General features: G+C 62.4%; 18 protein-coding genes. 7 read left to right on the top strand and 11 right to left on the bottom strand.

The genetic code is table 11. From position 1 onward, the window contains the following. The first annotated feature begins 39 nt into the window (after window positions 1-39). The 6 genes from FHT75_RS33430 to FHT75_RS33405 all read left to right on the top strand — a co-directional run bounded on the left by FHT75_RS33430 (window position 40) and on the right by FHT75_RS33405 (window position 7,767). Window positions 40-999: a carbohydrate ABC transporter permease gene (locus tag FHT75_RS33430; protein WP_183845599.1), complete on the top strand. Its 960-nt coding sequence runs from the start codon at window positions 40-42 to the stop codon at window positions 997-999. Beyond that, complete coding sequence (locus FHT75_RS33425; protein WP_047619606.1) at window positions 996-1,886, top strand: carbohydrate ABC transporter permease; 891 nt, start codon at window positions 996-998, stop codon at window positions 1,884-1,886. Before FHT75_RS33430 ends, FHT75_RS33425 begins: the two co-directional genes overlap by 4 nt. 10 nt (window positions 1,887-1,896) lie before the next feature. After that, complete coding sequence (locus tag FHT75_RS33420; RefSeq protein ID WP_047619671.1) at window positions 1,897-2,994, top strand: ABC transporter ATP-binding protein; 1,098 nt, start codon at window positions 1,897-1,899, stop codon at window positions 2,992-2,994. Window positions 2,995-3,027: 33 nt separating this feature from the next. After that, entirely contained in the window at window positions 3,028-4,191 is a 1,164-nt protein-coding gene (locus FHT75_RS33415; protein WP_183845600.1) for a mandelate racemase/muconate lactonizing enzyme family protein, read from the top strand. 21 nt (window positions 4,192-4,212) lie between these two features. Beyond that, window positions 4,213-4,962, top strand: a complete 750-nt coding sequence (locus tag FHT75_RS33410; protein WP_183845601.1) for a ribonuclease activity regulator RraA — start codon at window positions 4,213-4,215, stop codon at window positions 4,960-4,962. 264 nt (window positions 4,963-5,226) lie between these two features. After that, window positions 5,227-7,767, top strand: coding sequence for a methyl-accepting chemotaxis protein (locus tag FHT75_RS33405; protein ID WP_183845602.1), 2,541 nt, complete (start codon window positions 5,227-5,229; stop codon window positions 7,765-7,767). Window positions 7,768-7,927: 160 nt separating this feature from the next. On the opposite strand, the gene FHT75_RS33400 is transcribed toward FHT75_RS33405, so the two are convergent. Further along, window positions 7,928-9,253, bottom strand: a complete 1,326-nt coding sequence (locus FHT75_RS33400; protein ID WP_183845603.1) for an NAD(P)/FAD-dependent oxidoreductase — start codon at window positions 9,251-9,253, stop codon at window positions 7,928-7,930. 332 nt (window positions 9,254-9,585) lie between these two features. On the opposite strand from FHT75_RS33400, the gene FHT75_RS33395 reads away from it, so the two are divergent. Further along, window positions 9,586-10,062, top strand: coding sequence for an Lrp/AsnC family transcriptional regulator (locus FHT75_RS33395; RefSeq protein WP_047619615.1), 477 nt, complete (start codon window positions 9,586-9,588; stop codon window positions 10,060-10,062). A 372-nt stretch (window positions 10,063-10,434) separates the two neighbouring features. Here FHT75_RS33395 and FHT75_RS33390 read toward each other — a convergent pair whose 3' ends face one another. The 10 genes from FHT75_RS33390 to ltnD form a co-directional block, all read right to left on the bottom strand. Next, entirely contained in the window at window positions 10,435-12,090 is a 1,656-nt protein-coding gene (locus FHT75_RS33390) for an ABC transporter ATP-binding protein (RefSeq protein ID WP_047619617.1), read from the bottom strand. Continuing rightward, a complete protein-coding gene (locus FHT75_RS33385; RefSeq protein ID WP_048338745.1) occupies window positions 12,087-12,953 on the bottom strand; it encodes an ABC transporter permease in 867 nt (288 codons plus the stop codon). The genes FHT75_RS33390 and FHT75_RS33385 overlap by 4 nt, the downstream gene beginning before the upstream one ends. Then, window positions 12,950-13,900, bottom strand: a complete 951-nt coding sequence (locus FHT75_RS33380; RefSeq protein WP_047619621.1) for an ABC transporter permease — start codon at window positions 13,898-13,900, stop codon at window positions 12,950-12,952. The genes FHT75_RS33385 and FHT75_RS33380 overlap by 4 nt, the downstream gene beginning before the upstream one ends. A gap of 78 nt (window positions 13,901-13,978) precedes the next feature. Next, window positions 13,979-15,589 carry an ABC transporter substrate-binding protein gene (locus tag FHT75_RS33375; protein WP_047619623.1) on the bottom strand — a complete coding sequence of 537 codons (1,611 nt, stop codon included), beginning with the start codon at window positions 15,587-15,589 and terminating at the stop codon, window positions 13,979-13,981. A gap of 63 nt (window positions 15,590-15,652) precedes the next feature. Then, entirely contained in the window at window positions 15,653-16,366 is a 714-nt protein-coding gene (locus tag FHT75_RS33370) for an HAD-IA family hydrolase (RefSeq protein WP_063473483.1), read from the bottom strand. A 222-nt stretch (window positions 16,367-16,588) separates the two neighbouring features. Next, the gene (locus tag FHT75_RS33365; RefSeq protein ID WP_063473484.1) at window positions 16,589-17,965 is read right to left on the bottom strand and encodes an aspartate aminotransferase family protein; all 1,377 of its coding nucleotides are present in this window, start codon (window positions 17,963-17,965) and stop codon (window positions 16,589-16,591) included. Between the two features lie 13 nt (window positions 17,966-17,978). Further along, window positions 17,979-18,815 carry a GNAT family N-acetyltransferase gene (locus FHT75_RS33360; protein ID WP_063473501.1) on the bottom strand — a complete coding sequence of 279 codons (837 nt, stop codon included), beginning with the start codon at window positions 18,813-18,815 and terminating at the stop codon, window positions 17,979-17,981. Window positions 18,816-18,970: 155 nt separating this feature from the next. Then, the gene (gene otnK, locus FHT75_RS33355) at window positions 18,971-20,251 is read right to left on the bottom strand and encodes a 3-oxo-tetronate kinase (RefSeq protein WP_063473485.1); all 1,281 of its coding nucleotides are present in this window, start codon (window positions 20,249-20,251) and stop codon (window positions 18,971-18,973) included. A gap of 3 nt (window positions 20,252-20,254) precedes the next feature. Next, window positions 20,255-21,031, bottom strand: coding sequence for a 2-oxo-tetronate isomerase (otnI, locus tag FHT75_RS33350; RefSeq protein ID WP_063473486.1), 777 nt, complete (start codon window positions 21,029-21,031; stop codon window positions 20,255-20,257). A 14-nt stretch (window positions 21,032-21,045) separates the two neighbouring features. Further along, complete coding sequence (gene ltnD / locus FHT75_RS33345) at window positions 21,046-21,990, bottom strand: L-threonate dehydrogenase (protein WP_063473487.1); 945 nt, start codon at window positions 21,988-21,990, stop codon at window positions 21,046-21,048. Window positions 21,991-22,009: the final 19 nt, after the last annotated feature.

Genomic DNA, 22,009 nt, shown 5'->3' with positions numbered 1-22,009 from the left:
AGTGCAGCCGGTTGCTCCCAAGAATAAGGGCACGCCACAGTGACGATCTTGATCGGCAAGGCAGAGGCTCGCCGAAGACTTCAACCCGATAGGTCCGGCATCCTGCGAAAGATTTGGGAGCATCGCGCTGACTACGCGTACGTGCTTCCTGCAATCGCCGTGATGCTCATCGTCATAGCCTATCCGATCTACTACACGATCGAGCTGTCGTTCTTCAATACACCGCCCGGCCTGCAGCTCCGGGACAAGATTTTCATCGGCTTCGACAATTACACCGCCATCCTCACAAGTCCGGTGTTCTGGAAGGTCACCTCCAACACTCTAATCTGGACACTGGGATCCACCTTCATCGCATTTGTCCTGGGGTTTGCCTGCGCCCTGGCGCTCCATCGGGATTTTGTCGGCCGCGGCATCCTGCGCGCCATCCTGATCATTCCCTGGGTCATCAGCGCGGTCGCCGCGTCCTATATCTGGAAGTGGATCTACCATTCGGACTTCGGGATCATCGGCGCGGTGCTGGTCGGCCTCGGATGGGCCGATCGGCCGCCGAATTTCATCGACAGCGTCAGCACGGTGCTGCCCTCGCTGATCGTCGTCAATATCTGGCGGGAGTTTCCGTTTGCCATGATCATGATGATGGCTGGCCTGCAGACGGTTCCCGACCAGTTGCTGCGCGCCGCAAAGGTCGACGGAGCCAATGCATGGCAGCGATTCTGGCACGTCACTTTTCCGCACTTGAGAAACGTCTCGACGGTGACGATCCTTCTGCTGGCCGTGGCCAACTTCAATTCTTTCATCATCCCCTGGATCATGACCGGCGGCGGGCCGTCGAACGCATCGCATATCTGGATCACCCACATCTATGAGCTCGCCTTCGGACGTCAGCGCTGGGGGGTGGCATCAGCCTATTCGGTGCTGTTGTTCCAGATCCTGATGTCGCTCGGCTACTTCTATGTCAGGGCGCTGAGCGGCAATGAGCAGAAGGACGCGAGCCAATGAGCACAATTGCGCAGACTGCTCGTCAAGGCCAGGCGCGTCGCCATAGGCGCTTCGATGGGTGGCGGTGGGGCGGACGCATCTTCCTGGTGTTCATGCTGCTTTACACCGCATTACCAATGATCTGGATGCTGATCACCTCGATCAAGTCCGGCTTCGCGGCCATGCAATTCCCGCCACAGTGGTGGCCGGACCAGCCCACGCTGGCAAGCTACCAGAAGCTGCTCGATCCGCAAAACAGCGTCGGCCAGGACTTCCTGCGCTTCTTCTGGAACAGCCTTTTCGTCTCCATGGCTACGACCATCCTTTCGGTGATCGTGGCGGTTCCTGCGGCCTATGCGTTTTCGCGCTTCACCTTCCCGGGCCGGAACTTTCTGTTCTTCGCCGTCCTGCTTCGCAACATGTTCCCCGCGGTGATCTTTCTCGTACCGCTCTTCATCCTGATGCGGGCGATCGGGCTGGTGAACACGCATGGGTCGCTCGTTCTCACCTACCTCACATTCGGCCTGCCGCTGGCAATCTGGCTCCTCAAGGGCTTCTACGACAACATCCCGGTGCAGCTCGAGCAGGCGGCGCGCATCGATGGAGCGACGCGGTTCCAGGCCTTTCTCCTGATCGTGATGCCGCTCTCGGCGCCAGGAATCATCGCCACGGCGATCTACTCCTTCATCGGCGCTTGGAACGAGTACATCTACGCCTACACGTTCCTCTCCAAGAACGAGCAGTTGACCCTGCCGGTCGGCATCCAGCGCTTCTTCTCCGAAAATACGACGGACTTTCCGGGCCTGATGGCCGCCAGCTTCATGATGAGCGTGCCCGTCGTGGTGCTGTTCCTCGTCCTGCAACGATACTTCGTACGCGCCCTCACGGAAGGCGCAGTCAAGCACTAGGGAGTTGCCGGTGGCCCACGTGGTCCTCAAAGATCTTGTCAAGACCTATGGCAGCTTCAAAGCTGTCAACGACGTTTCGCTGACGGTCAACGACGGCGAATTCGTTGCGCTCGTCGGCCCTTCGGGCTGCGGCAAAACAACCACGCTCAATCTTGTAGCGGGGCTGATCCCCATCACATCGGGCGACATCGTCATCGGCGACCGGGTGGTCAATGACCTGGACCCCAAGGACCGGGACATCGCAATGGTGTTCCAGAACTACGCGCTCTATCCGCAAAAATCGGTCTATAAAAATCTGGCGTTCCCGCTGCAGATGCGCAAACTGCCAAGGGACGAGATCGACAGGAAGGTCAAGGAAGCAGCGCGAGTGCTCGACATGACGCAGCTGCTCGAGCGAAAGCCGCGCGAACTTTCGGGCGGACAACAGCAGCGCGTGGCCCTGGGCCGCGCTCTCGTTCGCGATCCGGCGGTATTCCTGATGGATGAACCACTCTCCAACCTCGATGCAAAGCTGCGCGTGCAGATGCGGTCGGAGATCAAGCGCTTCCATCAGGACCTCAAGGCAACGATCATTTATGTGACGCACGACCAACTCGAAGCCGTGACCATGGCGGACAGGATGGCGGTGATGAACGGCGGCTACCTGCAGCAATACGACTCACCGGCGCAGGTCTTTGCCCATCCGGTGAACATGTTCGTCGCCAGCTTCGTCGGCAGCCCGGCGATGAGCCTTGTTCCGCTGGAGGCATCCACGGTGGGCGGCAATACTGTGTTGACCAGCGCGGAGGGCTGGAGCCTCGAGCTCTCGCCACACAATGCCCAGAAGGTCGCGAGGGCGACCACCAAGAAAGTCGTGCTCGGCGCACGTCACTCGACGATCAAGCTGCACAAGAGTGCAGTGCCTGGAAGCATACCCGCCAAGGCCTACACGGTGGAGCCAACGGGAGACGTCACCTTCGTACAGGCGTTTCTGTCCGGCGCAATCGTCAACGTCAGCGTGCCGCCGACCATTGCCGTCGCGCCGGACGAAATGATTTGGCTCGAGTTCGACCAGGAGCGAATGCATCTGTTCGACGGCGAAACAGAAATGGCCCTCAAGGCCCACTGAGACAGAGTCGATACGTTCGGAATGAGGGTGTGGATGTCCACGAAGCTTAAAATCACCGCTATCAAGCCCTATCCAGTATGGGTGGGAACACGCAACCAGATGCTCGTCAAGGTCGAGACCGACGAGGGCGTCTTCGGATGGGGCGAGAGCGGCTTGAGCGGTCGCGAGAAGGCCGTGGTTGGCGCGATCGAGCACTATCGGGAGTTTCTCATCGGCCGCGACCCGATGCAGATTGGTCGGATCTGGCAAGAAGCCTATCGCAGCCAATATTTCGAAGGCGGGCGCGTTCTGCAGGCGGCGATTTCCGCCATCGACATTGCCCTTCACGACATCAAGGGCAAGGCGCTGGGGGTGCCGGCCTACGGACTGCTGGGCGGCAAGCAGCGCGACCGAATTCCTACCTTCGCCTCGACCGGTGACGAGGCTGAGGGCGTCGTTGCGATCGAACGAGCCCGCGAACTACGCGCACAGGGGTGGCAGGCGATCCGCTTCTTTCCCATCGGGCAAAACAGCAAGGACATCTTCGAGCCGCGCGAATCGATCGGCGTTACCGCAAAGATGCTGAACAAGGCGCGCGAGGCGCTGGGCGACGACGTCGTCCTCGGCATCGACTATCACCACCGGTTGTCGGTGGCAGAGGCGGCGAGCTTCTGCAACAAACTCGGCCGTGGCGTGCTTGATTTCCTCGAGGAGCCGATACGGGACGAGACACCGGAGGCCTACGAATCCCTGCGCACGATGACCGACATCCCGTTCGCCATCGGCGAGGAATTTGCCAGCAAGTGGCAGTTCCTGCCCTACATCGAGCGCGGCATCCATCAGTTCAACCGGCTCGATGTTTGCAATGTTGGCGGGCTCACCGAAGCGATGAAGGTGGCTGGCTGGAGCGAGGCGCATTATGTGGACCTGATGCCGCACAATCCTCTTGGCCCAGTCTGCACGGCCGCGACCATCCATCTCGCCGCCGCGGTGCCGAATTTCGCTTGGCTTGAGACCAGGGTGCCCGAAACAAAGCTGGGCTTCGACAATTCCGACTTCTTCCCCGTGCAGCCACGGCTCGACGGACCTGACTATCCGGTCAGCGATCTGCCGGGGCTCGGCGTCGAGGTCAACGAAGAGGCGGTCAAGGCGGAGAGCTTTCGTTTCTGGGAAGCGCCTCACCTGAAGCGCCGCGACGGTTCGGTTACGAACTGGTAGTTTCATCCAGCGGAGATTGAAATGACGCATACTCCCGACATTACCCGTCCGCCCAAAGAGCTGATCGACGCACTGAAGGAAATCGGCGCCGCGACGGTTGCCGGCACGCTTGGCCACATGGGTTTCCGCAATCCGCACATGGTGGGTCCCGTGGCGCAGAACCACGGGAAGTCGATCGTCGGGCCGGTGCTGACGCTCCAGTTCATGCCGCAGCGGCCGGACCTCTTCACCGAGGGAGAATATGCCGATCCGGAGACGCAGTTGCACCGGCACGTGCTCTATCACGCGCAGGAGGGCGATGTGGTCGTGGTCGACGCGCGCGGCGACATGAGTTCGGGGGTCTTTGGCGATATGATGTCGACGTATTTCAAAGGCAGGGGCGGCGCTGGCATCGTAATCGACGGGTGCATGCGCGATCGGCCCAATGTCGAGAAGCTAGACCTCCCCCTATGGCTGCGTGGCTGGACTCCCAACTACCATGTGCAGACCAGCATCTATCCCAATGCCGTCAACGTTCCGATTGCCTGCGGCGGTGTCACGGTAATCCCCGGCGACATCATCGTCGCCGACGATGACGGGGTGGTGGTGCTTCCCGTCGCAATGGCCTCGAAGGTCATCGAAGAGTCGCAAAAGCATCACGATTGGGAGGAGTTCTCACGCGTGAAGCTTATGGAGGGAGGGTCGTTGCAGCGCTACTATCCTCTGCATGACGATGCCCGCGGAGAATACGAAGAGTGGCGCAAAACAAATCGCTTGGAGAACCGGAGTTAGTCTAACCTCTTCAAGGGTGGCGTGAGCGACGGCGGCTTCCGGCGGCAATGCAAGCCCGATGGCCATCGGCTGAGCGGCAAGACGGGAGCGCGGAAAATGCGCCCTCGTCCGCATATCGCAGGCTTCGATTAAACTCGACACCATTGACCATTTTTTTAACAGTTGTGACTACTGTGATGGCTTGGCGCGATCAACGACTGCTGCAGGCCAAGGGGAGGGGTCGCGCCGGAGAATGAGCCAATTTCCTGGGGCGGGGGCTAGTTTATGGCGCTGATTGATCGACTGTTGCAGCGTATGCGGATCGTGACCAAAGTCCTCTTCTTCGTGGTGCCTCTGGTCATCCTTATCGCCGGCATCGGTCTTTTCGGTTATTTCACCGCCGGTACGCTCAATGGCCAGATGACCCTGACCCGGCAGACGATCGAAACCCTTTCCAGTTTTCAACAGCTGCGATCCTCTCTGACGGCCTTTACCGATCTCCCGATATCGGCCACGCGCGAACGATTGATCGCCAGCATCTCCGATCAGCAGAAGGGAGCGGCGACGCTTGATGCCATGTTGATCGATCCGGCGCAGAAGCAGCAGATTGCTGCCGTGCGCGAACTCGGGGCTAAGATGCAGGGCGGCGCCGATGCGCTTTGGGCCGTCTCACAGGAGCGTGTAAATACCGAACAGGCGATCGACGACGCGGTGGCCGGGCTGTTCAAGGAAAGCCAGACGGCGCGCAAACAGCTCGACGTTCTCCAGGATCAGGCGAATGGCAAGGAGACCTTCGTCCGGGCGCTTCTTCTCGATGCTTCAGTCTACAAGAATCTCGCGCAACGCATTGCAAAGTTGCGCAAGGCGACCGCGCAGGCCACCGCCCCCGCGGATATCACCGGCGCTCTCGGCAGCCTCCTGCCGCCGCTCGTCAAGGAGGCCGGCGGCAGCGCCGCGCTCGCCTCCGACAAGGCCAAAAGCCAGCTTGCCGCGCTGAAGCCGGTATTGGACAAGCTCGCCGCGATAGCCAAGGACAGCGCCAGCCTTACGCTCGACAGCTACGCTCCTGTCGACCAGGAACTGCAGGGCTTCGAGGAGAAGTTTGGAAAGCTTGCCTCTGGGAATGCGGATACTGCGATCGAGCGTTTTGTCGGCATGGATGCGAGCATCGCCACCCTTCGCTCGATGGTGGCGATCGTCAATACCGCATTCAAATCGATTGACGATCTGCGCCTGCACTTAAGCGAACTGAACAGGCGAGTCGATGCCGAGGCGCGGGATGCCGTTCTCGCCGATCTCAAGGCGCTGCGTGAAAGCGCTGCTCAACTCGTACCCTTGAGCGGGAAAAACGCCGCCTTGCAGGATCTTGCCAAGAAGATCGAGCCGTCCCTTGCCTCGATCGAAAAGGATAGTTCGCTTCTGATATCGATCGCCGACCGGTGGCGCGCGGACAAGGAGGCGGCGACCGCACTGGTGGCCGATGCGAGCCACACGCTCGAGCAGTTCGTCAGCACGGCACAGGAAAGCGGCAAGGAAATCAGCCAGCGTTCGGCGACAATGTCACTTGCGGCAATGATTGCGGGCACGGTGCTTGCGATCATCGGCGGCCTCATGCTGATCGAAACGCTGCGCGGGCCGCTGAAGCGGATCACCCAGACGATGATGAGACTTGCCGACGGCGATCTGAACATTTCCATCGGTGACGGCAAGCGCGGCGACGAGATCGGCGACATGATCCGGTCCGTGACTGTCTTCCGCGACCAGGCGCTGGAGAAGACCAGGCTGGAAGAGCTTGCCGAAGCAAACAGGGCGCGGGACGAATTGGAGCAGGCCCGTCGCGCCGCCGAACAGGCGCGCATCGAGGCGGAACAGAGCGAGGCTTTGAACGCTCTGTCCGATATGCTCGGCAAGCTCGCCAATGGCAATCTCGCCGCAGAGATGAGCGAGGATCTGGCCGCCGATTATGTCGCCATGGCCCGCACCTACAATCACGCCATCGACGCGTTGCGCCTGACGGTCGCCGAGGTTCGCAACTCGACCTACGAGATCGCCGAGGGCAGCACCAATCTTTCCGGCGCCGCCGACGATCTGGCCCGCCGCACGGAACAGCAGGCGGCCTCCCTCGAGGAGAGTTCGCGGGTGCTCGGCGAACTCACAGCCAGCGTGCGGACGACAGCCGAAAACGCGCGCCAGACGTCGCTTTCGGTCGCCGAGGCGCACCGCCAGGCGGAGCATTCCGCGGCCGTCGTCGCCAAGGCCGTCGATGCCATGGGCGCTATCAACCGGTCCTCCGAAAAAGTCAGCAGCATCATCGGCGTGATCGACGAGATCGCCTTCCAGACCAATCTCCTCGCCCTCAATGCCGGCGTCGAGGCGGCACGCGCAGGAGAGGCCGGCAGAGGCTTTGCTGTGGTTGCTCAGGAAGTGCGCGAGCTTGCTCAGCGTTGCGCCAAGGCTGCCCGCGAGATCAAGGATCTCATCTCCACCAGCGCATCACAGGTCGGCGCGGGCGTCACGCTCGTCGAGGAGACCGGCCAGGCGCTGTCGGCCATCATGGAACACTTCACCTCGATCAACGGGCTTGTGCAGGTCATCTCGGCTTCCACGACCACGCAATACAAGGGCATCGACGAGGTCAACAATGCCGTTCGCGACGTCGAGCATATCACTCAGCACAATGCTGCGATGGTGGAGGAAAACACCGCGGAGATTCACCGGCTTCGGCAACAGGTCGAAGTCTTGAACGAAAGAATTTCGCACTTTCAGACCGCCGATGGCCGCAGGACATCGCCCGCAGTCCGCCGGCCGATGTCGCTGGTCTCGTGAGGGATGACTTCGGGAATCTCGCCGGAGGTGATTGCCCAAGCGTAACGCGTGCCTGCCATCGCCGCTTTCAGGCCAATGGTTATGGTTCCTGTATATGCTGCGATCCGGACAGGGATGATTTCTGCCACCGCCGAGGTCCGAGCCGGGGTGGCCGAGCCGTTTAGAAATCGGCCACTTTGCCCCAGGCGGATCCCCCGAAGCGGTCGGGATGGTAGGGCCTGGGATCGACGATCGGCTCGTCGCCTGTGACGATATCGGCAATCAGATGGCCGGCGCCCGGCCCGATGCCGAAGCCGTGGCCGCTGAAGCCCGCAGCAAGGATGAAGCCGGGCAAGCTGGCGATCTCGCCGATCCCCGGCACGCCGTCCGGCGTGCTGTCGATATAGCCCGCCCAGGCCGCTGCGATCTTGGTCTCCTTCAAAGCAGGCAGAAGCTCAAGCGCCCGTGCATGCGTCAGCGCAACGGTCGCCTCGTCGACCACTGGATCGAGGATGCGCATGCGCTCCATCGGCGTCGGTCTGTCGAGCCGCCAGCGTGCCAGAGATTCGTGACCCGAGCGAAAGCCCTCCAACCCGCCTGGTTTGAGACTGCGCCAGCGCCGGGCGAACATCGGCACGAACTGCCGCGCGAAGCGGAACTGCTGCGGCGTCGGATCGACGCGGGCGCGGCCGCTGATCGCCAGCGTATGGCCGCCATCGCGGCGTCGCGTCACCGACACCGCTGATGTATGCAGGGCATCCGGCAGCCCGCTAGCGCCCGGGGATACGGAGAGGATCGAGGAGCGTATCGAGGCTTGCGGAAATCGAATGCCGAGTTGGCGGCAGAAGGAGGAGGCCCAAGCGCCGCCGGCCAGGATCGCGATTTTCGTCCGGATCGTGCCATGCTCAGTGACGACGCCGGAAAGCCTGCCGCCTTCGACGTCGAGGCCGCGGGCCGCACAGGACTGATGCACCGTGCCGCCGAGTTTCAGGATCGCACGCGCGACGGCCGGCGCAGCGCTCGCCGGATCGGCCGTGCCGTCGGTCGGCGAAAACACTCCGCCTTTCCATGAGACGCCGGTGGCACGCCCGCGTTCGCTCGCCTCGGCGCTGCTCAGCATGTGCGTTGTGACGCCGACCGAGCGGGCGAAATCGCGCCAGCGTGCCCAGCCGGACAGTTCCTCGTCGTTATTGCTCAGATAGAAGAGGCCGCAGCGACGGAAGCCCGTCTCCTCCCCGGTCTCAGTGGCGAAGCGCTCCCACAGGTCGAGGCTCTTGGTCGACATCGGCAATTCTCGGGCGTCGCGGTTCTGCTGGCGGCACCAGCCCCAGTTGCGGCTCGATTGTTCGGCGCCGATAAGGCCCTTCTCGACGAGGGCGACCTTCAATCCCCGCCGGGCGAGATAATAGGCCGCGAAAACGCCGACGATGCCGCCGCCGATTACCACCGCATCGGCAGCAGCGGGCAGTTCCGGCGTGGTGTCGACGCGATTGAGCGGTGCGGGCATGGGATGGTCTCCACTTCAGGCATTAAAGCGCCGCGCTTCTTTTCAGACGCGCAAAGGACGCTCTATCACCTGGATCTGCGCATAATCTTTTCCGAAATTCGGAATCGATTTTCGGGGTTATGCGCTAGTCTAGCGGATCCGCCGCCACGCCTTTGCCGGAGATCAGCCGGCGACAGCAGAAGATTCCGTCTTGTGGGGAGACCTGCAGCCGTTTGTGCTTCGGCCTGTCCCGCAACATGGTCGACAGCTCTTCCCTATGTGTTAAGGTCGGTGTTGAAAGTCGCGGCATAATCTGCTGCGTCGTTGGCGATCTCAAGCAGCGAAGGCGTGCGATGAAACTCGACCGGATCGACGTAAAAATTCTCTACGAGCTGCAGAAAAATGGCCGCGTCACCAATGTGGAACTCGCCGAACTGGTCAATTTGTCGCCGAGCCCCTGCCTGATGCGGGTGAAGAAGCTGCAGTCGGAAGGCTATATCGAAGGCTATTCGGCCCAGATCAACGTCAGCAAACTGGGGCAGACGCTGACTGTTTTCACCGAGATCACCCTGAAGAACCACCGGCAGATCGACTTTGCCCGCTTCCTGGCGGCGATCGAGAAGGTCGATCAGGTGATCGAATGCCATCTGGTTTCAGGCGGCTACGACTATCTCTTGAAATTCGTCACCGCCGGGATCGACGAATACCAGACGATCATGGAGCGCCTCACCGACATGGACGTCGGCATCGACAAATATTTCAGCTTCGTCGTGCTGAAGTCACCGATCATCAAAGCCCACATGCCGCTCACCACCTTGTTTCCGCTTTAGCCGGCGAGAAGGACCGCGGCGGAGCTACGCTCCTGAATGACGACTGCATGTTCTGTGGTTCGCAAACTCCCCTTGGCCAGGTGTCCAACGCAATCTTTCAGGGTTCCGGACCGACCTCACACAACTGCATCATCTATCCGATCCATCGGTCCTGCGCAGCTACCGAGTCTCTCTGTCGCAGGTTGTTCTCCCCATAATGGAAAGCTTCATACTGGTTGGAAGGACTTGCGACAGAATTTCGGGCTTGTTTTCCAAAGCCATATTCGCTGCCACTTGCAGATCTCGTGCCTTGGAGCCCAGGCGTTTCAACACGACCTGACCGGGTGGGCGCTGGATCTGGCCGGCACCGTCCTCTCGAAGCAGAATCGGCGCTCAGTGCCGGCAATAGGCACGCACCAGTTCCGGATCCTGCTGAAGGCCGTCGAGCCAGGCCGGATCGAGTGTCGGCACCGATGAGAAGAGCAGTTGCGAATAGGGATGTTGCGGCGCGTTCACTGTCGAGGACGTGATTTGCTCGACCTTCCGGCCTCCATACATCACGACGATCTCGTCGCAGATCGCCTCCACCACCGAGAGATCGTGGCTGATGAAGATGTAGGAAAGGCCGAGTTCGCGCTGCAACTCCTTGAGCAGGTCGATGACCGCGGCGGCGACCACCGTGTCGAGCGCCGAGGTGATCTCGTCGCAGAGGATCAGCTTCGGATCGGCGGCGAGCGCCCGGGCGAAGTTGACGCGCTGCTTCTGCCCGCCCGAAAGTTCTCCCGGCCGGCGATGGCGCAGATTGCGGGGCAGGCGCACCATGTCGAGCAATTGATCGATGCGGGCATGTCGCGCTTGTCGATCCATGCGGTGGTAAAAGACCAGCGGCCGGGCAAGGATGTCCTCCACCGATTTTGCCGGGTTAAGGGCGGTGTCGGCATATTGGAAGACGATCTGCATCTCGCGCAACTGATCGCGCGAGCGCTCGCGGGCGTTGCGGCGCAACTCCGTGCCGTCGAAGACGATCTTGCCGACCGCGGCCGGCAGGATGCCGGCGATGGTGCGGGCGAGCGTCGACTTGCCGCAACCGGATTCTCCGATGATGCCGAGATTGCGGCCTTTCTCCACCTTCAAGCTCACATGCTCGACCGCACGAACAAGCGGGAGGCCATCGGCCTGGCGCTGCCCGTAGCCCGCGACGAGATCTTCGATCTTCAGAAGCGGCGCCGTCTCGCGCTCGATGGGGGCTGCTGCGGCGCGCAGTTTCGGTTCGAAGGCTGCGAGCAGCTCTCTGGTATAGGGGTGCTTCGCATGGTTGAGGATCTCTTCGGTGGTGCCTGTTTCCTGGGTCTCCCCGCCCTTCAAGACCACGATGCGGTCGGCGATCTGGGCGACGACGGCAAGGTCGTGCGAGACGTAGACGCCCGATATGCCGCCCTTTTTCATCACCGATTTGAACGCGCGCAGCACTTCGATCTGGGTGGTCACGTCGAGCGCCGTCGTCGGCTCGTCGAAGATGACGAGGGTCGGATCGCCGATCAGCGCCATGGCGGCGGCCAGACGCTGCAACTGGCCGCCGGAAACCTGGTGCGGATAACGGCTGCCGATCGTCTCGGGTTCCGGCAGCGACAGCGCCCGGAAGAGCTCGACGGCCCGGGCACGCGCCTCGTCCGGTGACATAAGCTGATGAATACGCGTGACTTCGATCACCTGATCCATGATCGTCGTGGCCGGGTTGAAGGCGGCGGCGGCCGATTGCGGGACGTAGGCGACTTCGGTGCCGCGCACCTTGGCGCGCTGCTTTTCGCTGAGCCTGACCATATCCTTGCCGCCGACCGAAACGCTGCCGCCGGAGATGCGACAGCCCGCGCGGGTATGGCCCATCAGGGTCAGCGCGATGGTTGTCTTGCCCGAGCCGCTCTCGCCGATCAGCGCGACGATCTCACCCTCGGCAACGTCGAGGCTGACACCCTTGATGATCTCGACGCGCCGGCCGGAATCGGTGGTGGCCTCGACTTTCAGGTCACGGATTTCGATGAAATTGCTCATGACGCACTCCGGTCGCGGATCTTCTGCGGCAGGTTGTCGATCAGCAGGTTGATGCTGATCGTCAGGCTGGCGATGGCAAGCGAGGGAAACATCACCGCCGGCGCACCGAAGGGCAGGCCGCCGATGTTTTCGCGCACGAGAGCGCCCCAATCGGCATAGGGCGGCTGGACGCCGAGGCCGAGGAAGGAAAGCCCGGAGAGCAGCAGAACGATGAAGACGAAGCGGATGCCGAGATCGGCAAGCACCGGCCCGACAATGTTGGGCAGGATTTCGGAGCGAATGAGATAGAGGGTGCTTTCGCCGCGGATGCGCGCGACGGTGATGAAATCCATCGCATTGATGTTGACGGCGAGCGCCCGCGCGAAGCGGTAGGCGCCGGGGATGTAGATCACCGACAGCGTCAGGATCAGAACCGGGACCGAAGAGCCGACGGCAGCAACGACCACCAGGCCGAACAGCTTGCTCGGAATGGAATTGAGGGCGTCGAGGAAGCGGCTGAGGATCGTGTCGAGCCAGCCGCCGGCGACCGCTGCGATCATGCCGAGCACCACGCCGCTGAAACAGGCGATCGTGACCGCCGCCAGCGAGATGCCGACCGTATAACGCGCGCCCATCAGGATCCGCGAGAGCATGTCGCGGCCGAGATAATCGGAGCCGAGCCAGAGTTCCCGGCTCATCGGGCCGAAATAGTCGAGATCGACGATCTCGCCGACGGGGTAGGGGATGATCCAAGGCGCGAAGATCGCGACGAGCGCCCAGGAAAGGATCACGGTCAGGCCGATCGCGCCGACGATGTTGAAGCGATAGCCAAGCCGGGTTCCGGACAGCCGGTCGGACGTGGTCTCGGAGCTGGTCATTGTCATCGGAGCCTCGGGTTGGAAAGGATGGCGATGATATCGGCGATGGTGATCAAGAGCAGATAGCCAAGGCAGAAGATCATCGCGCAGCTTTGGATCAGCGGCAGGTCGCGGGTGGCTACGCCATCCAGCATCAGCTTGGCGATGCCGGGATAATTGAAAATGGTCTCGACGATGATGACGCCTCCAAGCAGATAGGACAGCGAAAGGGCGACGGCATTGACGATCGGGCCGAGCGCATTCGGCAATGCATGGCGAAAGACGATGCGCGGCCGCGAAGCGCCCTTGAGCAGGGCCATCTCGACATAGGGCGTGGCGAGCGTCTCGATCACAGCGGCGCGGGTCATGCGGATCATCTGGGCTGAGACGACGAAGGTCAGCGTGATCACCGGCATGGCATAGACGCGCAAGATGTCGCTCAGGCTATGGACCTCATTGGCCAGGGAGAGCGCCGGCAGCCATTTCAGATAGACGGCGAAGATCAGCGCGGCGGAGGTCGCGACCATGAACTCCGGCACGGAGATGACGCCGATCGTGATCACCGTGACGACCCGGTCGTAAACCGTACCGCGCAGCATGGCGGAGGTAATCCCGAGCGTGAGCGCGATCGGCACGGAGAAGAGCGCGGTGACGCCGGCAAGTTTCAGCGTGTTGACGAAGCGGCCGGCAATGAGCGCAGTAACCGGCATTTCGTTGGCGTAGGACGTGCCGAGATCGCCTTGCAGCAACCCGACGACCCAGCGCAGGAAGCGGAAGAGGGCCGGCTCGTCGAGATGCATGGCCTTGCGCAGGCCTTCGACGGCTTCCGGCGTGGCGGCCTGACCGAGCAGGATGGTCGCTGTATCTCCGGGCAGCAGCGTTGTCGCGAAGAAGACGGCGAAGGAGACGATCACCAGGGTGATCAGGGCGATGAGCAATCGGCTCAGCACCAGGGACAAGACCTGGTTGTTCACGGACGCCTCCTTGTTGCGTTTCGAGTTCAGTTCCGGAAGAACCGGGGCTTGGGCTGCAGCCCCGGTTCCTTCATTTTATCAGGCTTCGAGCCAGACGTATTCCGCGAAGGCGTATCCCATCTGGCCGCCGAGCGGGTTGGGCTCCAGACCCTTGAGCTTGGCGGCGGTGGCATCGACGTTCGAGAGATAGGCCGGGATGATCGTGCCGGCTTCGTTGGCAATCATCACCTGCATCTCGTCGTAGATCGCCCGGCGCTTCTCCTGGTCGAGCGAGCCTCGCGCTTCGATCAGCATCTTGTCGAACTTCTCCGACTTGTACTGGCTCTCGTTCCAGGGGGCCTGAGAGGAGTAGAGCAGCGAGAACAGGATGTCCGGCGTCGGACGAGGATTGATATTGCCGAAGTGGATCGGCGCCTTGAGCCAGTAATTGTCCCAGTAGCCGTCGGAGGGAACGCGCTGGACATCGAGCTTCAGTCCGATCTCGGCGCCTGAAGCCTGAATGATCATCGCCATGTCGATCGAGGAGTTGGCCGCCTCGGAAGCGATCACCGGAATGGACTGACCAAGGACGCCGGCCTTGTCGAAATGGAACTTCGCCTTGTCGGGATCGAAGGCCCGCGGCTTCAGGTCGGCATTGCGGTAGAAGTTGGCGGGGGAGACCGGCTGGTCGTTGCCGACTTCACCGAGGCCGCGCAGCACCGACTTGACGATCTGCTCGCGGTTGACGAGGTACTTCATGCCCTCGACGAAGTCGCGCTTGCTGCCGGGATCCATGTCCAGCCGCATATTGAGGTTGGTATAGTTGCCCGAGGTGGTTTTCGACAGGAAGAAGCCCTCTCCCTGGGCCTCGACGAGCCGCATAGAGCGCGGATTGATCGACGCTGCAAGGTGGATGTCGCCCGACAGCAGCGCGTTGACGCGGGCATTGTCGTCGCTGATCGCGAAATATTCGAAGGAATCGACGTTCGGGCCGGATTTCCAGTAGTTCTTGTTCTTGATCCCGACCGAGCGAACGCCCGGCTCGAACACTTCCTTGACAAAAGCGCCGGTGCCGTTGGCCTTGGTGAAATCGGTCGTGCCGTCGGAAACGATCATGAAGTGATGCATCGACAGGATGGTCGGCAGGTCGGCATTCGGATCTGCAAGGGTGATCTCGACGGTCTGTTTGTCCACGACCTTGAAGCCTGTCATCTGGGCGGCGATCTTGGCGACCTTCGAGCCGACGGATGGGTCGAGATGACGCTTCAGGGAGAAGACCACGTCGTCGGCGGTCAGCGGCTTGCCGTCGTGGAAGGTTACGCCCTTCTTCAGCTTGACCGTCCAGGTCTTCGCATCCTTGGATTCGATCGCTTCAGCAAGCTCCATCTGCGGCGTGCCTGATTTGTCGAGGAAAGTCAGGCGGTTATAGAAGGAGCAGCACCGGACATAATCGGTGGAGAGCGACGCCTTGGCGGGGTCGAGCGTATCGGCCGTGGAGGACGACCAGCCGGCCGCCTTGAGCGAGCCGCCGGAAACGGGCGTGGCGGCGAGCGCCTTGCCGGCGCGGCCAAGCACGAGCCCGCCGGCTGACATGGCCACGCCGCCCGCGAGCATCATATGCAGCAGCTCGCGGCGGGTCGCGCCACGACGGATGGCGGTCTCGATCATGGCGTCGTCGGATCTGGTCCAATTGGTGATCTTGTCGTTCATCTCATTCCCCTTTTCTTGTGTGGTGGGCTGCCCGTTGCGGGCAGGCCCGATCTGCTTTCAAAGTTAGGCGCGCGCGGCGGCCACGGCATCGGCAAGGCCCGCCATGGACGTGAAATGGTAATCGGGTTTGGTGAACTCGGCCGGCTCGATCGTGCCGCCATAACCCTTCTCGGCATGGCGCCGCTCGATCCAGCAATTGGTCAGCCCGAGTTTCCGGGAAATCCCGATATCGTGGTACTGGCTCTGGGCGACATGCAGGATGTCGTCCTTCGAATGTCCTTCCGAGGCGACGTAGGCGAATACCTTCTCGAAGAATTCGGGATCGGGTTTCTCGGTCCCCGTATCATCCGCGGTGAAGGCGGCATAAAAAGGATTGCCGAGTTCCTTCTCGAAGAAATCGAATGCCCAGCGCCGGGCGTTGGTCATCGCCACGAGGCGATAATCCTTCGAAAGTTTTGCCAGCGCAGCGGCGCTGTCTGCGAAACCTTTCCAGCCCTTGGCCGAGTCCCGCAGCCGTTCGCCGTATTTCTTGTCGGCGGGCAGGCCGAGCTTCGGCGCGATCGCGAGGTAGACGCGCACGAGGTCGTCGGGAAAGAGGTCGGCATTCTCGGAGTAGCGGGCTGCGCGGTAGAGGCTGAGCGCCTGCTCGCCGTCGACTGCGCCTCCCACCTCAGCCGCAATCTCGGCGAAGCAGGTCTTGAGACCGCCTTCGAAGTCGATGAGCGTGCCGACGACGTCGAAGGTCATATATTTGAATTCCGGAAGGCTCTTGCTCACGTGAATTCCCCAGTGTTCGGCTCCGGTGGGAGCGCGGCTTGTCGAAGAAGAATATTCTGTTCCCGTCGGCGGGATCGTTGTCCCGCTCTTGTGTCGAAGGCCCGTATTGCCGGGATCCGGGCCTTTCGTTGATTTCAGTGTGTCACCTGCACCGCGCCGGATTCTCCGAAAAGGCGTCATGAGGCGGCAGAAAATACCGAATCTGACCGTTTCGCGATATTCTCAGGCCTGCAGCGCCCGGCGCACATCCGGGTCCTCCAGCGTCTCGTCCAGCGTGATGCGGGTGCGCTCGACGATCGCGTCTATCTCCGTTTCGGTGCAGCAGAGCGGCGGCGCATAACCCAGCACGCCATTGCCGAAGGCGCGAATGACGAGGCCGTTCTCCCAGGCGCGGTCGAAGATGCGGCGGGCGGGTTCGGCGGATGCCGGCAACGGCGTCTTGTTCACCTTGTCGACCACCAGTTCGACGGCGGCCAGCATGCCGCGGCCGCGGACGTCGCCGACGAGCGGATGATCCCTCAGCGACTCCAGTCCCTGCATCAGCCGTGCGCCGGCCCTGACGCCGTTTTCGAGAAGGCCGTTTTCGTAAAGCTTCAGGACTTCGAGCCCGACTGCGGCGCTGACGGGATGGGCCGAATAAGTGTAGCCGTGGCCGACGGCGGCAGCGCCCGCACCCTCGGCAATCGTTTCATAGACGTGATCGGACATGAAGACGGCGCCCATGGGGACGTAGCCGGAGGTGAGGCCCTTGGCGGTCGTCATGAAATCGGGAACAATCCCATCCTCGCTGCAGGCAAAAAGCGGGCCGGTGCGGCCAAAGCCGGTGATCACCTCGTCCGCCACGAACAGGATGTCGTGCTGGCGGCAGAATTCGCGCATGGCCTTCATCCAGCCTTTCGGCGGCACCAGCACGCCGCCCGAGCCCTGGATCGGCTCGACATAGAAGGCGGCGACGCGGTCCGGCCCGATTGCCTCGACCTTGCTTCTCAGCGCGGCAAGCGAGGCGTCGATGATTGCCTGCGGACTGTCGCCCGCCGGGTTGCGATAGGCGTAGTGAGACGGAATTTTATGCTGCCAGTCGAAGGGAAGACCGAAGCCGGCATGGAAGGCGGGCAGCGCGGTCAAACCCGCGCCGACCGTCGAGGAGCCGTGATAGCCCTGTTCGACCGAGATGAACTGATCGCGCTGAGGCTGTCCTCGGGCATTCCAATAGTAGCGGATGAAGCGGACCGTGCTGTCCACCGCGTCGGAGCCGCCGAGCGTGAAATAGACATGGTTGAGATCGCCCGGCGCGCGGTCGGCGAGTTCACCGGCAAGCCGGATCGCGGGCTCGGAGCCGAGGCCGAAATAGGCCGTCGCATAGGGAAGCTCGCGCATCTGCCGGGCCGCCGCCTCGACGATGCTTTCGTGGCCGTAACCGGCATTGACGCACCAGAGGCCGGCGAAGCCGTCGATCAGCTGCTTGCCCGATGCGTCGGTGACCGTGGCGCCCTTGGCCGAAGCCAGCACGCGCACGCCAAGCTTTTCATGGCCGCGATAGGAAGCGACCGGATGAATGAGGTGGGCGCGATCGAGTTCGATGAGGGAATTGCTGTACATGAAGATCTCCGGATCAGCCGAGTGCCTGGCTGGCGAGGGCAAAGGTGGTGGCGGTTGGATCGGCGGCGTCTTTGGCCAACGGCTGTCTCATCGTGATGCCGCCGCCGACATGGACCAGCCCCTGTTCGGCAAGCCATGGGGAGAGCCCGGTCTCGTCAGTGGTGTCGACCCTGAGGAACCGTCCGGGCCGCCTGGCGATGAAATGTTCGATGAGTATCTTGGCTTTGCTAAGGTCGGCGGCCACCACGGGTCCGATCACTTCGCCGCGGCCGAAAGGACGCAGGCAGGCGAAGCCGGAAATGCGGCCGCCGCTGCGAATGACGGCGAATTCGCCGATCCCGGCGAAATAAGAGAGCAGTCGTTCTCGATCGGCGCCAAAGGCCAGGCGATCGAGTGTCGCGATGGCAGGGAGATCGGCGGCGGTGGCGGCTTCCGTTTCCGCCGGGGCAGCGATTTCTCCGGCAAGGCCTTGGTGCTGCAGCACGGTTCCCGTCTCGCGGAAGCCAAGCTTCTGGTAAAGCGGCAGGCCTGCCGTCGTCGCCACCAGCCTCAGCGGTCGGTCACCGGCGGTCAACAGTGCGGCGTCCATCAGTCTGCGGCCAAGGCCGCGGCCGCGCATCGTCTCGTCGACGATGACCATGTTAATAGTTGCACAATCGCCCTTGTATGGCGTGACGAGCACGGTGCCGACGACCTTGCCGTTCTCGATCGCGACCATCCCCTCGCTCAGGGCGAGCGCCAGCTGCCAGTCTTCCGTCCGGTGCGGCCAGCCCGCCTGTCTTGAGAGCGCGACGGCGGCTTCCAGATGGTCGGGGCCGAATGGGACGATTTCGATCTGACTTGCTTGCATGGGGGCGTCCTTCATGTCGTGCCCGCCAGTCTGCCGGAGCGCCGGCGGGCAGATCGTCTGAAGGCCATGGTTCAAGCAGTATCTTATGGCTTTGCTGCCATGGACCACCGCATCTTATGCTAGAGCCGATCGATATTCGTCGACCCCAGATCCCGTCAGTGCATCATCGCCAGCGCTGCCGTAAAGAAATCTTCGCCTCCGAAGTTTCCTGATTTCAACGCCAGAAGCATATCGCCCTGGGCATTGCCGACCGTGCGCAACACCGGCACGCCGGGCGCAATCTCCGGGCCGATCAGAAATGCCGGAATGGCGAGCCTATCGACCGCCGCCCCTGAGGTTTCACCGCCTGCGATCACAAGGCGCCGCACGCCTCTCTGCACCAGTTCGGCTGTGATGATCGAGGTCGCGGTCTCGATCGCGTGGCCGGAGGCTTCTCGTCCATAGAGCGATTGCAGCCGGGACACGGTCTCCGGCGCGGCACTTGCGGCGATCACCACAGGACCGGCGGAGATTCTGTCTCCGGCCCAGGAAATCGCCGTGGCGATCTCATCCGGGCCGGCAAGCAGCCGCTCCGGATCGAGCCGCAGCACGGGCATCGACCGTTCGGCGACGTCGAGTTGGCGCAGCGTCGCCTTGGAACAACTGCCGGCAACGATCGCCGACAGCCCGCCGACGGGGCGAATGGCGTCCGCCGTCGTTGCGCCGCCGGAGGAAATCCGACCGGAGCGGACGAGGGCGCGGGCAAGGCCGAGGCCGAGGCCGGACGCACCTGTCGATACCGGTGTTTCCAATGCGATCTCGCCGAGCGTTTCAAGATCCCGTACGAAAATCGCATCGGCGATGGCGATGGTGACGCCTGCCGTGCGCAGGGCATCGAGCCTCGCCTTGACGGCATCAGGCCCGGCCGCGATGGCGGTGAGATCGACCAGTCCGACGGCGTTGCGCGATTGCCGGGCGAGCACCCGCACGAGATTGGCGTCATGCATCGGATTGAGGGGATGGTCCTTGAGCGGGCTTTCGTTCAGCGGCTGGCTGCCGACGAAGAGATGGCCAAGATAGACGGTGCGTCCCGTTTCCGGAAAGGCAGGTGTCACCAGCACGGAGCCGCCGCCGGCCGCCTCGCTCAACGCCTCGGTGACCGGACCGATATTGCCGGCGTCGGTGGAATCGAAGGTCGAACAGATCTTGTAAAGCACATGGCCGGCGCCCCGCTGGCGCAGCCATCGCTCGGCGCTGGTCGCGGCCGTCACGGCATCCGGGGCCGGGACGGAGCGGATTTTCAGGGAAACGACCACGGCGTCGACATCCGGCAACGCGAGTGTCGGATCGGGGATGCCGACCGTTTGCACCGTGCGCAGGCCGTTCTTCGTCAGCGTGTTGGCGAGGTCGGAGGCGCCGGTATAGTCGTCGGCGATTGATCCGAGCAAAATAGCCATCGTCTAGCTCCGTGCAAAAGGTTTGAACCAGCCAAGACCGTCCAGCGTGTGGCCGCGTGGGATGTATTCGCAACCGATGAAACCGCCATATCCCAGGCGGTCGATTTCGCCGAACAGATAGGGATAATTCAGTTCCTCCCCGTCCGGTTCGTTGCGGGACGGCACGCTGGCGATCTGGATATGACCGGTGATCGACAGCAGGCGTCGCAACGCCATGACGACGTCGCCATGGATGATCTGCCGGTGATAGATGTCGAACTGGAGATTCAGGTTTGGCAGGCCGGATTCGGCAATCAGCCGCTCGGCCGCGCCGAAGTCGTTGAGGAAGTATCCCGGCATGTTTCGCCCGTTGATCGGCTCGAGCAGCAGATCGATGCCCTTTTCCGCAAGCCGCTCGGCAGCATAGGTGACGGAGCGCCGGTAAGAGGAAGAGGCGTCTTGGTCATGAGGGTCGGCGATGCCGGCCATCAAGTGCAATCGCTTGACACCCGTCGCCGCCGCATAGTCCAGTGCCCGCTCGACATCGGCTTTCAGCGCATCGAAGCGTCCGGGAAGAGCCGCGATGCCACGCTCGCCGGCTGCCCAGTCGCCCGGCGGCAGGTTGAACAGGGCCTGCTGCAGATTGTTGCGGGCAAGCCGCTCGGCGATTGCCTCCGGCGGGGCTTCGTAGGGGAAGAGATATTCGACGGCGGTAAAGCCGGCATCGGCTGCGGCGTCGAAACGGTCGAGGAATGCCCATTCGTTGAACATCATCGTCAGGTTGGCGGCGAAAACCGGCATGTCTCGTGTTCCCTCTACAGGCTCTGCGGCTCTTTGGCGGAGCCGGGCAATTCTGCGCCGGAAAGCTGGGCATAGAGCCGCGCCAGCGAGGAATCGTCGTCGCGGCCCATGCCCGCTCCAGCGGCGGCCAGATACATCTGCAAGGCCGCTGCCGCGAGCGGTACCGGGTAGCGCTCGGAGCGGGCCATGTCCTGGACGATACCGAGATCCTTGACGAAAATCTCGATGCTGCTCAGCGGAGTATAGTCTCCGGCCAGCACATGCGGCACGCGGTTTTCGAACATCCATGAATTGCCGGCCGAAGCCGTGATCACCTCATAGACTTTGTCGAGGTCGAGGCCCTGCTTGGCGGCGAAGGTAATGGCCTCGCAGGCGGCGGCGATGTGCACGCCGGCGAGAAGCTGGTTGATCATCTTGAAGGCAGCACCTTTTCCGGCCGCATCGCCTAGCTCGTAGACCTTGCCGGCCATGGCCTCGAGTCCGGGGCGCGCCGTGTCGAAGGCCTGTCTGGAGCCGGAAGCCATGATCGTCAGTGCGCCCTGCGCCGCCTTGGCGGCGCCGCCCGAAATCGGCGCGTCGAGATAATGCAGGCCGAGAGCCTCCACCCTTTGCGCCAGGTTGCGTGCAATGGCGGGATCCATGGTGGCCGACGAGATGAAGACCGCACCGGCCTTCATCGCATGCGCGACACCTTCTGGCCCGAACAGTACGGCCTCGGTCTGCGCGCCGTTGACGACCACGGAGACGACAATGTCGGCGCCCTTTGCCGAATCGGCAGGGGTCGCCGCGCCGCGCCCGCCCTCGGCGATGAAGCGGTCCACCGCCGCCGGCGTGATGTCATATCCGACGACGTCGAGACCTGCGCGCTTCATCGACCGGGCCATTCCGAGCCCCATGGAACCAAGACCGATGACGGCTGCGACAACGGCGGAGCCCGGGTTTTCAGCAAGCGGTGACATGAGGAGGTTCTCCATCTCC

The sequence above is a fragment of the Rhizobium sp. BK112 genome (genome assembly GCF_014193215.1).
Lineage (GTDB): Bacteria > Pseudomonadota > Alphaproteobacteria > Rhizobiales > Rhizobiaceae > Rhizobium > Rhizobium anhuiense.
This window is presented reverse-complemented; position numbering and strand designations above follow the sequence as displayed.

What these genes read in the sequence shown, in the direction of transcription:
- FHT75_RS33425 (WP_047619606.1), top strand. Translation starts at nt 996, where the DNA reads ATGAGCACAATTGCGCAGACTGCTCGTCAAGGCCAGGCGCGTCGCCAT.
- FHT75_RS33415 (WP_183845600.1), top strand. Translation starts at nt 3,028, where the DNA reads ATGTCCACGAAGCTTAAAATCACCGCTATCAAGCCCTATCCAGTATGG.
- FHT75_RS33410 (WP_183845601.1), top strand. Translation starts at nt 4,213, where the DNA reads ATGACGCATACTCCCGACATTACCCGTCCGCCCAAAGAGCTGATCGAC.
- FHT75_RS33405 (WP_183845602.1), top strand. Translation starts at nt 5,227, where the DNA reads ATGGCGCTGATTGATCGACTGTTGCAGCGTATGCGGATCGTGACCAAA.
- FHT75_RS33400 (WP_183845603.1), bottom strand. Translation starts at nt 9,253, where the DNA reads ATGCCCGCACCGCTCAATCGCGTCGACACCACGCCGGAACTGCCCGCT.
- FHT75_RS33395 (WP_047619615.1), top strand. Translation starts at nt 9,586, where the DNA reads ATGAAACTCGACCGGATCGACGTAAAAATTCTCTACGAGCTGCAGAAA.
- FHT75_RS33390 (WP_047619617.1), bottom strand. Translation starts at nt 12,090, where the DNA reads ATGAGCAATTTCATCGAAATCCGTGACCTGAAAGTCGAGGCCACCACC.
- FHT75_RS33385 (WP_048338745.1), bottom strand. Translation starts at nt 12,953, where the DNA reads ATGACAATGACCAGCTCCGAGACCACGTCCGACCGGCTGTCCGGAACC.
- FHT75_RS33375 (WP_047619623.1), bottom strand. Translation starts at nt 15,589, where the DNA reads ATGAACGACAAGATCACCAATTGGACCAGATCCGACGACGCCATGATC.
- FHT75_RS33365 (WP_063473484.1), bottom strand. Translation starts at nt 17,965, where the DNA reads ATGTACAGCAATTCCCTCATCGAACTCGATCGCGCCCACCTCATTCAT.
- FHT75_RS33360 (WP_063473501.1), bottom strand. Translation starts at nt 18,815, where the DNA reads ATGCAAGCAAGTCAGATCGAAATCGTCCCATTCGGCCCCGACCATCTG.
- otnK (WP_063473485.1), bottom strand. Translation starts at nt 20,251, where the DNA reads ATGGCTATTTTGCTCGGATCAATCGCCGACGACTATACCGGCGCCTCC.
- otnI (WP_063473486.1), bottom strand. Translation starts at nt 21,031, where the DNA reads ATGCCGGTTTTCGCCGCCAACCTGACGATGATGTTCAACGAATGGGCA.
- ltnD (WP_063473487.1), bottom strand. Translation starts at nt 21,990, where the DNA reads ATGTCACCGCTTGCTGAAAACCCGGGCTCCGCCGTTGTCGCAGCCGTC.